Origin of the sequence: Sphingomonas sp. LM7, from assembly GCF_002002925.1 — a bacterium.
Lineage (GTDB): Bacteria > Pseudomonadota > Alphaproteobacteria > Sphingomonadales > Sphingomonadaceae > Sphingomonas.
On sequence record NZ_CP019511.1, the window covers coordinates 68,591 to 79,481 of the forward strand.

At 65.8% G+C, this 10,891-nt stretch carries 5 protein-coding genes; 3 read left to right on the forward strand and 2 right to left on the reverse strand.

Annotated elements, in window-relative coordinates:
- Positions 1–45: 45 nt before the first annotated feature.
- Entirely contained in the window at positions 46–2,718 is a 2,673-nt protein-coding gene (locus tag BXU08_RS00285) for a glycosyl hydrolase (protein WP_077507450.1), read from the reverse strand.
- Positions 2,719–2,915: 197 nt separating this feature from the next.
- On the opposite strand from BXU08_RS00285, the gene BXU08_RS00290 reads away from it, so the two are divergent.
- The 3 genes from BXU08_RS00290 to BXU08_RS00300 all read left to right on the forward strand — a co-directional run bounded on the left by BXU08_RS00290 (position 2,916) and on the right by BXU08_RS00300 (position 9,831).
- Complete coding sequence (locus tag BXU08_RS00290) at positions 2,916–5,684, forward strand: TonB-dependent receptor (RefSeq protein ID WP_077507452.1); 2,769 nt, start codon at positions 2,916–2,918, stop codon at positions 5,682–5,684.
- Positions 5,685–5,860: 176 nt separating this feature from the next.
- Complete coding sequence (locus BXU08_RS00295) at positions 5,861–8,323, forward strand: PAS domain-containing methyl-accepting chemotaxis protein (RefSeq protein ID WP_077511844.1); 2,463 nt, start codon at positions 5,861–5,863, stop codon at positions 8,321–8,323.
- Positions 8,320–9,831: a chemotaxis protein CheW gene (locus tag BXU08_RS00300; RefSeq protein ID WP_077507454.1), complete on the forward strand. Its 1,512-nt coding sequence runs from the start codon at positions 8,320–8,322 to the stop codon at positions 9,829–9,831. The genes BXU08_RS00295 and BXU08_RS00300 overlap by 4 nt, the downstream gene beginning before the upstream one ends.
- Before the next feature lie 53 nt (positions 9,832–9,884).
- Here BXU08_RS00300 and BXU08_RS00305 read toward each other — a convergent pair whose 3' ends face one another.
- A complete protein-coding gene (locus tag BXU08_RS00305) occupies positions 9,885–10,772 on the reverse strand; it encodes a helix-turn-helix transcriptional regulator (RefSeq protein WP_077507457.1) in 888 nt (295 codons plus the stop codon).
- Positions 10,773–10,891 lie beyond the last annotated feature (119 nt).

Below are 10,891 nucleotides of genomic sequence, written 5' to 3' on the forward strand. Positions count from 1 at the left end.
ACATGATGGCACTCGCCCGGGCCAACGCAAGCCGTAAATGCCGGCTCACGCTCCGCAGGGCCGCTCCGACGCGTGTGCCTCGACCAAGCTGACTGGACCGAGCAGGCCGGAGGGGGCGGGCGCGACCTTGCCTTGGTCCTGATTCTGGAAGCGTTCGCCATAGCGTGCGTTCAGCAGCCGGAAGTCGGCCGGCGGACGCCCGGCGAGTTGATTGACCATCGTGTTCGAAACCGCGACTTCGAGCAGATTCTCGCCCTTGCGCAGCGCATCGCTGACATCGAGCCGATAGGGCGGCGCGAACACCGTGCCGACCGGCTGTCCGTTTAGCCGCACGATCGCCGCATCGCGGACCGGCGCATCGATCGCGGCGAAGGGACGTGTCGAACGCGTGCCCGGCGACGCCGCGCGCGGCACTCCGGGGCCGAAGTCCAGCGCGAAGCATTTGCCGGTCGTCGGGGTGGCATCGAAGCGCAGGCGGTAAGTCGCGGTGCCGGAGAAGAAGCGCAGTTCGGGATCGTCGGCCCAGGATCCGAGCCTGGCGAGACTGCGCTCGGCCTGGCCCGCGATGGTCATGCGCCACGTACCGGTCAGCGATTGACTGGACGTCGCGTCCAGCGGTGTGGCGCGGGACTGTTGGCCGGTGAATATCAGGAAGCGTGATTGGTAGGGCGCCAAGTCGATCGCGATGTCGCCGCTGCCTGCCGCCCAGCGCTTGCCGGTCATCGCATCCCACCAGCTGCCGTTGCCACGGTCACCGGCGAAGCGTGCGCTGGTGCGTATCGGCGTGTTGCCGGTGTTGGCGATGAAATACAGCGCGCCCTGCGGCAGCGTGCGGTGGACGAAGCCGAGATCGGGGGCGGGGGCGGCGAGCGCGACATCCGGCGCCGCGGCCTGCGTCACGGCGCGGCCGAGATCCGACACGGCGACGATCGTCGTGCGGCCGCGCAGGCGCTGCGACAGCCGGCGCACTGCCGTGCGCGCGGCATCGTCCCGCAGCCCACCGGCATTGTCGGGCAGGCGATCGATGGCGATGAGCTTTCCGCCCCGGCGCGCCCAGCGCTCGATCGCGGCATAGGCGGCAGGGTCGATACGATCGAGGCGTGGGAGCACCAGCACGCGGTGACGGAAGCCGGGGGCGCCGATTGCCCCGGCATCGACGAAGTCGAAACCATGGCCGGCATCCAGCACCTGAGTCACCACAGTCTCGGTAAGGCGGTGCCCGATCGCGTCGTTCACCGATGCCGCCTGCGGCTTCATCGCGGCAAGCACATCCTCGGTCGGCAAATAGACCGCGACGCCATTTGCCGGCTCGCCCAGCCGCAGCAGATGCGACACGCGCTGCAGATAGCGGGTAAGTTCGGGCATCGCGCCGTACCAGGGATTATGGTCGTTGAGCGCGGCGGCGGCGTAGAATGCCCAGCCCGGCTCGGGCACACCCGGCGGGGAATAGGGCCAGCCATGGCCGATCAGCTGGTTGACGCCCTGCAGAAAATGGCGGTCGGCCTCAACCTTCATGTCGAGCGGGCTCGCTGCCCAGGAAGGCGAATGCAGCCAGGTCCAGGTCTCGGACGAGATCACTGGCTTGCCGTATAGATGCGCGCCCGAGGTTGCCCAGCGCGTCGAATTGAATTCGCGCCAGTTCGCGCCTTCGCCCTCGGGCAAGGCGACCAGCGCGTTGCCCGAAAGCAGCGTCGGCGGGGTGCCATACGCCTGGACGCGGAAACGCGTGCCGCGTTGCTTCGCCCAGCTGTCGATCGTAGCGAGATAGCGTTCGCCGGTCAGTTCGGCGAGCGTCCGACCCCAGTCGAAGCGCACTGCGGCACTCTCGGGCGTGTCGAGGAACAGCGCCGGCAGATGCGGCAGCAAGTCATAGCCGCGGCGTCTGGCGAACTCGGCGGGCAAGTCGCCGGTCCAGCTCGATCCATAGGATTCGAGGCTGTCCGAGAAGAAGGCATAGGGCGGCGCCATGCCCGAGAAGGCCGAGAGCAGCCGGTCGCCCACAGTGGTCAGGTGGTTCGCGATCGCGGCGGAGTCGAGATGATCGAGGACATAGCCTTCGGCACCGACCGCAGCGCGTTTGACCTGCTGGCCGGTCCGTCCGGCGACGAACAACAGGGCCTCGCGCGGCACCGCGCCGGGACGCACCGTCGCCCGAGGCCCGTATATGGGGATCAAATGCTGGGAAGCATCGTCGGGACCGATCATCGCCGATACCAGTGTCTCCCCCGGACCCAGCGCCGGTACGGCGAAGTCGGTCGCGCCCGCGGGGACGGGCACGCGCATCATGCGGATGCTCGCCGCTGCCTGGGTGACGGGTATGTGCGGCCCGCCATAGGGCCAGCCGCTGCCGCCGGTGACGTCGATCCGCATGCCTTCGACCTGCGCGGTCTGCGCGGCATGGCGGAGCGCGGCGAGGAAGTCGTCGGAAAGCCAGGGCAGGTTGCGTATGCCGGTGGACGCATCGTCGGGGCTCAGCGGATAGACCGGCTGGACTTCGAAGCCGCCGAACCCGCCAGCCTTCATCGCGCGAATCTCGCGGTCGATTTCCGCCTCGTTGACCGACGGACCGAACCACCACCAGCGCATCATCGGGCGCGCCTCGGGCGGCGGTGTCAGGAAGGATTGCCACAGCGAGTCGTCGCTTGCCTGAGCCTGCACGCCAACCGGAGCGGCGATCGCCGCGAGGGCGAGCCAGCGTGCTGCGATCCTCAATCCCATGCCGTCCTCTCCGCGTGGCCTGGCACTCGGTCTGGCTAGCGTGGCCAGCCGATGCGCCGCTGTCCGGCATGCTGGGCTTTATTGCTGGAATGTCAAATATTGCTAGTGCGTCCCATATGATGTAGCGGTCTGCCCGCGGCAATCCGCCGCTGTTAGTGACACTGCGTACAAAAGCAGGCGCTCGAGAGGAGAGGTTGATGAAGCTCCGTCGTTCGACTCGCACCATGACGAGCGCTGCCGCGCTGACCTGGGCATTGGCGTTTTCCACAACGGCTTACGCCCAGACCGAGACGCAGCCGCCGGCCGAGAATGCCGAGGCGCCGGCTGAGGACGAGGGCGGCGAAATCGTCGTGACCGGCATCCGCCAGAGCCTTGCCGACGCGCAGAGCGTCAAGCGCAACTCCGCGCAGGTGGTCGATGCGATTTCGGCCGAGGATATCGGCAAGTTTCCCGACAAGAATATCGGCGAGGCGCTCCAGCGCGTCACCGGCGTGCAGATCACCCGTGCTGCGGGCGAGGGGCAGAGTGTCTCGATCCGCGGCGCCGATCCTTCGCTCAACCGCGTCGAGATCAACGGGCAGACCGCGCTTTCGACCGTGGTCGGCAGCGGCCGCGCCGTCGAGTTCCGCGATTTGCCGGTGGAGTTCGTATCGCGCGTCGAAGTGGTCAAGTCGGCGACCGCGGACATGGTCGAAGGCGGTCTCGGCGGCACCGTGCGCGTGATCACGCGCCGGCCGTTCGACAGCAAGGTGCCCTTCATCGCCGGTTCGGTTCAGGGCATTTACGGGACGCTGGCCGACAAGGTCGATCCCAAGGTCGCGCTGATCGGCAGCACGCTGTTCAACAACGACACGATGGGCATCCTGGTCTCGGCGACCTTCGAAAAGCGCAGCCTGTGGTACGATCAGATGCGCACCACCGGCTGGCGCCAGATCGATCGCGATCCGGCGACCCCGGGCGTGCAGGCGCTCGATCTCAACGGCGACGGCAGCGGCGATTTCTATCCGGACATCCCGCGTCCGGTGATCAATCGCGAATCGACCAAGCGTGGCGCGATCAGCGGCGTATTCGAATGGCGCCCGGACAGCGATTTCCGCGCGTTCATCGAAGGCACCTATACCAAGTCGCGGATGACGCTGGACAGCCAGTTCCTCCAGCTCAACACCGTCCAGAACGTCGTGGACGGCGGCGTCGATCGCTCGCGTACGACGATCGGGCCTGACGACACTGCGACCAGCGTCACCTTCATCGGATCGCTCGCCGCCCCGGGCGGGCTAGGCGTCAGCTATCGCAACATCCTGGGCACCCAGGACCGCAACACCTTCAACGGCCAGACCGGCTTCGACTGGACGATGGGCCGCTTCACGCTCCAGGCGCGCGGCGGCTATGCCAAGTCGCGCGCGTACAACAACGAAATCAACGCAACCGCGGGTGCGCTCGGCATCTCGTCGTTGACGATCGATTACGACAATGACCAGCAGGCGCCCAACATCACGCTGCCGTTCGACCAGACCACCACGGCGGGGCTCAACCAGCTGATCGTGCTGCGCCGCCCGCGCTACAACGATCAGGAGGAATATGACGGCCGGCTGGATGCCGAGTTCAAGCCCGATGGCGGGTTCTTCACCTCGCTCAAGGCGGGGGTCCAGAAGCGCGTGCTGACCGCCGACAGCCGTTTCTACGACAAGTCGGTCACGCTGAACGGCTATAACGGCCAGACGATCACCAACAGCTATGCCACCGGCGTCAGCTCGAACGTGACGGTCTCCACCGTGCCTTCGGCGCAGCTCACCCAGCAGATCCGCGACTTGGTCAGTGCCAATGCCGGGCTTGGCGACCACGACTTTTTCGGCAACGGCAATCTTGGCTATGACGGCGGCATCCGGCGCTGGCTCAATTTGGGCATGGACGTCGCCGACGCGGTCGGCATTCCCGATCCCTTCGGCAATTCAGTGCCGCTCGATACCTGGGAAGTGAAGGACGACAATCTCGCCGGCTATGGCCAGGCGGCGTTCGCGATCGAGGGCGGCGTGCGGATCACCGGCGTGGCGGGTATCCGCGTGGTCGATACGCGGACGACTTCGGATGGCTTCCAGGTGCGGGCCGGCGTGGTTACGCCGGTGTCGTTCGAGGGGCATTATACCGAGTTCCTGCCCTCGCTGAACCTCAAGGCCGAGCTGATCCCGAACAAGCTTCAGGTTCGGGCGACGGCGACCGAAGTGCTGGCGCGCCCTTCGCCGGCGCAGCTCGCGCCGCGCTTTGCGCTCGACGCCGTCGGGCTCACCGGCTCGCGCGGCAATCCCGGCCTCGAGCCCTATCGCGCGCGGCAATATGATCTCGGGATCGAATATTATCCCACCAGCACCGGCTATGTCTCGGCAACCTATTTCCGCAAGGAGATCGGATCGTTCATTCAGAACGGCAGCGAAGCCTATGTCGAGCCGACGACGGGTGTTACCTATAACGTCACCGTGCCGATCAACGGAACGAGCAAGGTGACGATCAACGGCGCCGAAGTCGGCGGGCAATATGTACTCGACTTCCTGCCCGGCGCACTCGGCAATCTCGGGGTGATCGCCAACTATACGTACTCGAAGGATTCGGGGTACGCCGATCGCGATGCCTTTACCGGCGGCGCGCTGTCCTTCCCGGGGCTGTCGAAGCACAGCTACAATCTGTCGGGCTTTTACGAGGACAGCGTGTTCAGCGCGCGGCTGTCGTACAATTGGCGGTCCAAATATCTGATCACCTCGCGCGGGCGCGGCAACAACCCCGAATTCGGCGAGGCATTCGGCCAGGTGGATGCCTCGGCCGGCGTCAACCTCAACCAGAACGTGTCGCTGTTCTTCGAAGGCGTGAACCTGACCAACGCGGTCCGCGCCGAGAATGCCAACAGCATCTACCGCCGCACGATCATCGAGACCTATGGCCGGCGCTTCTATGGCGGGGTGCGCGCCCGCTTCTAGACGAAGGTCACACCGCCGGCCCGCAAGGTGAGGTCGAGCGCTCTCCGTAGGTTTACCTATCGACCGATCGGAGAGCGCTTACCGCCTATAATATGGGGTCGGTCAGATACTTGCGAATACTCGAATAGTTCGAGGCGCACCCATCCTGGACCGCTGAGTAGAGGATGACCGCCCGCATGACTGCAAACGCGCACCAGCCCGTCGACAAGTCCGTCGCCCAGTCGGCCGAGGCCATGCTTCGCCAGCTCGGAATGATGCTCGACCAGTCGCAGGCGGTAATCGAATTCTCGCCCGACGGCACCGTGCTTCGCGCCAACGAGCTGTTCCTGAGCTTCATGGGCTATGCGCCCGAGGAAGTGATCGGCCAGCATCACAGCCTGTTTTGCGACACCGCCTTCGCCGGCAGCCCGGAATATGAGCTGTTCTGGCTCGGCTTGCGCAGCGGCAACGCCAAGGACGGCGAATTCAAGCGCGTTGCCAAGGGCGGCCGCGAAGTCTGGATCCGCGCCAAATACTATCCGGTGCTCGAAGGCGAGACCGTGGTGCGCATCATCAAGATCGCGATGGACGTCACCGACACCAAGCAGGAAAGCATCCTGCACGAGGGCCTGCTCTCGGCGATCAGCCGCGCCCAGGCAGTGATCGAGTTCGATCTCGGCGGCAACGTGCTCACCGCCAACGAGAATTTCCTCAACGTCACCGGCTACAAGCTGGCCGAGATCGAGGGCCAGCACCACCGCATGTTCTGCACTGCGGAGCAGGGCCGCTCGTCCGAATATGCCCAGTTCTGGGAGAAGCTTAGTCGCGGCGAATATCATTCGGGTGCGTTCAAGCGGCTCGCCAAGGGCGGCAAGGAAGTCTGGATCCAGGCGACCTACAATCCGATCCTCGATCTGCGTGGCCGCCCGGTGAAGATCGTCAAGTACGCGATGGACGTCACGGCGCAGCGCCTCGCCGCGGCCGAGGCCGAAGGCAAGGTCGAAGCGGTCGGCCGCCAGCACGGCGTCGCCGAATATGACCTGTCGGGCAAACTGCTCAACGGCAACGAGATGTTCTGCGCGATGTTCGGCTATCGCCGCGAAGAGCTCGAGGGCCTGCACCACGAAGAGACCACGCACCCCGGCTGCCACATCCACCAGGACTATCGCCAGTTCTGGTACAAGATGGGCCGCGGCGAATCCGAGTCCGGCGACTTCCGCCGCGTGACCAAGGACGGCCGCGAGATCTGGGTCTATGCCAGCTTCAACCCGATCCTCGACCTCGACGGCAAGCCGTGGAAGGTCGTCGAATATGCCAGCGACATGACCGACGCGAAATTGAAGGCGCTCGAATTCCAGGGCAAGGTCGATGCGATCAGCCGCGCCGAGTGCGTGCTCGAGACTGCCCTCGACGGCACCGTGCTCTACGCCAACGAGAACTTCCTCAAGGTGCTCGGCTATTCGATCGAGGAGATCCGTGGCAAGGACCAGCGCATGCTGATCGCTCCCGAAGTGGCGGCGAGCGAAGCCTATCGCCAGCGCGCCGAGGGTGTATCGCAGGGCGAGTTCCTCTCGGGCGAATTCAAGCGGATCGCCAAGGGTGGTCGCGAGGTCTGGATCCGCGCCACCGTGAATCCAATACTGGATACTTGTGGCAAGCCCTACAAGCTCGTCACCTATGCAATGGACGTGACCGAGGACAAGCTCCGCTCGATCGAAGTGGAAAACCGCCTCGACGCAATCGAGCGCAGCCAGGCGACGATCGAGTTCGACCTCGACGGCACCGTGCTCACCGCGAACGGCAATTTCCTCGCGGTGATGGGCTATTCGCTGCGCGAGATCGTCGGCCAGCACCACAGCATGTTCTGCATGCCCGACTATCTCAAGTCGAAGGAATATGGCGATTTCTGGCGCCGCCTGAACGCGGGCGAGACGCATACCGGGCGCTTCCACCGCCTCGGCAAATACGGCCGCGACGTGCATATCCAGGCGAGCTACAGCCCGGTCTACGATCTGTCGGGCAAGCCGGTCCGCGTCATCAAGCACGCCTATGACATCTCGGCGCAGGTCGAGCTGGAGACAAAGATCGCCACCAAGAGCCAGGAAATGCACGGCATGGTCAGCCAGCTGACCAAGTCGATCGCCAGCATCTCCGAAGGTGCCCAGGGCGCTTCGTCGCTTGCCGGCGAGACCGAGAGCGCCGCTACCCAGGGCAGTGCCGCGATCAACAACGCAATCGAATCGATCGAACTGATCAGCAAGTCGTCGGGCCAGATCGCCAAGATCGTCGGCGTGATCGGCGAACTCGCCAGCCAGACCAACCTGCTCGCGTTCAACGCCGCGATCGAAGCGGCGCGCGCCGGCGAACATGGCGTCGGCTTCTCGGTCGTCGCCGAGGAAGTCCGCAAGCTCGCCGAGCGGAGCGCCGAGGCCGCGACCGAAATCTCGCGCCTGATCGAGGAATCGAGCGAGCGCGTCACCCATGGCACCGAGCGTTCGCAGAGCGCCCGCGACGCGTTCGAGGGCATTGTGAAGAGCGTCGAGAAGACCGCGCGCTCGATCAACCAGATCGCCGAATCTGCCGATACGCAGGAAGAAGTCACGCTCAAGGTCGTCGACATGATCGGCGAGCTTGCCTCCTCGACGCAGGCCCACGGATGAACGCGCCCGCCGCGTTCGACGCGGCTGACGAAATAATCGCGTTCGACGCAGCCGATGCGGCAACCGCGATCGGCGTGGCCGATGCCGTCGCGCTGCTCGAGGATGCCGAGCCGGGCCAGATCGATGTCGGCCTGGTCCAGCTATGCGGCCGCGAACTCGCCGTTCCGGCAGACAGCGTTCGCGAAGTCGTGCCGCTGCCTGCCAAGCTGCAGCCCAGCTTCTCGGGCGCGGACATCTCCACCGGCTCGATCGTAATCCGCGGGCGGGTGATCCCGGTCCTCGACGTCGCAGCCCAGCTCGGCTTCGATGCGCGCGAAGGCGAGGGCGGGGTGGTGCTCATCCTGCGCCACGAACAGGCGCTGATCGGGATCATCATGGACTCGGTCTCGGGCCTCGCCCGGATCGCCCGCGATTCGATCCAGCCTTTCGCCGTCAACGTCGCCGAGGATCGCCGCATCGTATCGAGCAGCTTTCCGCATGGCGACGCGCTGGTCGGGCTGATCGATCCCGCCGCGGTGCTGGCGCTGCCCGGCGTGCCGCATGCCGCCGAACAGCGCCCCGCGCCCGAAGCAGCCGGTGCCGGCAATCGCAGTGCAGTGGTGCTGGTCACCGTCGCGGGCGCCAACCTGGCGCTCGACGCCGGGCTGGTGGTCGCCACGGTCCCCAATGCCCAGCTTCGCCCGAGCCCGGCGCCGTCGAGCAAATGGGTAAGCGTGGTCGAATATCTCGGCCAGGAAGTTCCTGTCGTCGACGATCTCGCCTTGTTCGGCCTTTCGGGACGCGCATCCGACCTGCCCGGCGGCGCTGTCATCATCCTGCGCCTCGACGAGAAGCGCCTGCTTGGGCTCAAGATCGACCGCGTCCAGCGGATCCTGCCGATCACCGAACGCTCGATCCGGCCGCTCCCGCAGGCGCTCGCCGAGCAGCTGACGCTGTTCCGCGGGGCGATCGTCGATCATGAAGGCCGGCAGAATCTGCTGCTCGACGGCGAAGCACTGATGTGCAGCGATGCACTCCGCATGATCGGCGCGCTCAGCCGCGAGAGCGCGACGCCTGCACGCGGCGCCGCAGCGGGGGCCACCACGACCGAAGAGCGCCAGCCCTTCCTCGTGTTCATCGCGGGCGACCGCCGTCGCGCCGCCGCGCTCGCGTCGGTCCGACAGATCATCCCGTTCCCTGAGGCCCGCACCGGACTGAACCGCGAAGGTTCGGGGCTTCAGGGCATCGCGAGCTACAACGGCGCCCCGCTGCCGCTGTTCGATCTAGGCACCGGAGTCGCTGCGTCCGAGCCCCGCCTCGATGCTGTCGTGCTGGTGGTGGAGAAGAATGGCGGCTTCAACGGGCTGGTAGTCGATCGGCTCGAAACGCTTTCCCGCTCGGCCGTCCACCGCCGCCCGGGAATGATGGGTGACGATGCGGCGAGCTTCTTCATCGATGCAACGCTGGGCGACCGTCTGGAGGCGGTCACGCTGTGCGATCTTGCCGAAGAGGCCGTGCGGCTCGCCTAGTCGTCGCGGCGGTGCCCGCCGGGTGCTGCTGCCGTCAGGCCGTCGGGTGATGCTCAGCCGGGATAGTTGAGTGCCGCCACGACTTTGGCCAGATCGGGGGTCCCGGCGGCCGTGAGGAGCAAGTCGCCACCGGAATTTGCTGCGTCCGGGCCGAAATTGCGGATCAGATGCGCGCGCATGTCTTGCGAGACGAGCGCCTCGTCCTGAACGAACTGCGGCCGGGTCATCAGCGCCGCGGCCTGGGCGTCGTCGGCCTCTTCGTTGCCGGAGAGATCGCCGATCCGCTCCATCACGATCGGATACGCCGATGGATTCCGCATCGCGTTGCCCGCGGTCAGCAACAGGCCGTCCATCAGCACGATCTTGGGCATCGTGACGATATTGAAGATCATGTAGCAGGGAAGATGCCGGACGGTATCGGTGGCGATGACGAACACCTGACCCTCGATCGGCAATATCGATCCGACATAGCGAACATCGGGGCCGCCGAGCTCGAACCGCAGGAACCCTGATCCGCTTCGGCGGATCATGCCGTGTTCGTGGAAGAACCGGCCGGGTGCGATGATCGCCGGGTGGGTCGCGCGCCAGAATCCCTCATACGCATCGCCACGCAGTCTGGTCGATCCATAGGCGGCGTCGAGCGTTTCGGCGGGAAGCTCGATCCCGGACGGCCGATCGAGCGGTGGACTCACCAGATCGATCCCGAACAAGGCGGCGAAATCGGCAAGCTCGCGATCCCAGTCGAGCAAGGTCAGCCCGGGATGCTTTTCGGCGAGGAGCCGGGTGAGCCGCTCGAGATTGTGGCTCGACGGACGGACGGTGCCCGACGCCCATCGCCCGACCAGCGACTTATCGACCTCCAGCTCTGCGGCGAGCCGTCCGCGGCTCATCGACAGCGCCTTCAGCGCCAGCGTGAGCCGATCTCCAAAGCCGTCCGACATTGCGCAACCCCTCCGATCGCAAGCCTGACCAGAGGTGCCGCCGAATGCAACCCGTTGCATCCCGAGGCAACGGTCGGCGACGGCCGATGCACCTGATCGCACCGGCCTGTTGGTTCCAT

Bases quoted from the DNA above. Each gene is read 5' to 3' on its own strand.
- BXU08_RS00285 (WP_077507450.1), bottom strand. From the start codon at position 2,718: ATGGGATTGAGGATCGCAGCACGCTGGCTCGCCCTCGCGGCGATCGCC.
- BXU08_RS00290 (WP_077507452.1), top strand. From the start codon at position 2,916: ATGAAGCTCCGTCGTTCGACTCGCACCATGACGAGCGCTGCCGCGCTG.
- BXU08_RS00295 (WP_077511844.1), top strand. From the start codon at position 5,861: ATGACTGCAAACGCGCACCAGCCCGTCGACAAGTCCGTCGCCCAGTCG.
- BXU08_RS00300 (WP_077507454.1), top strand. From the start codon at position 8,320: ATGAACGCGCCCGCCGCGTTCGACGCGGCTGACGAAATAATCGCGTTC.
- BXU08_RS00305 (WP_077507457.1), bottom strand. From the start codon at position 10,772: ATGTCGGACGGCTTTGGAGATCGGCTCACGCTGGCGCTGAAGGCGCTG.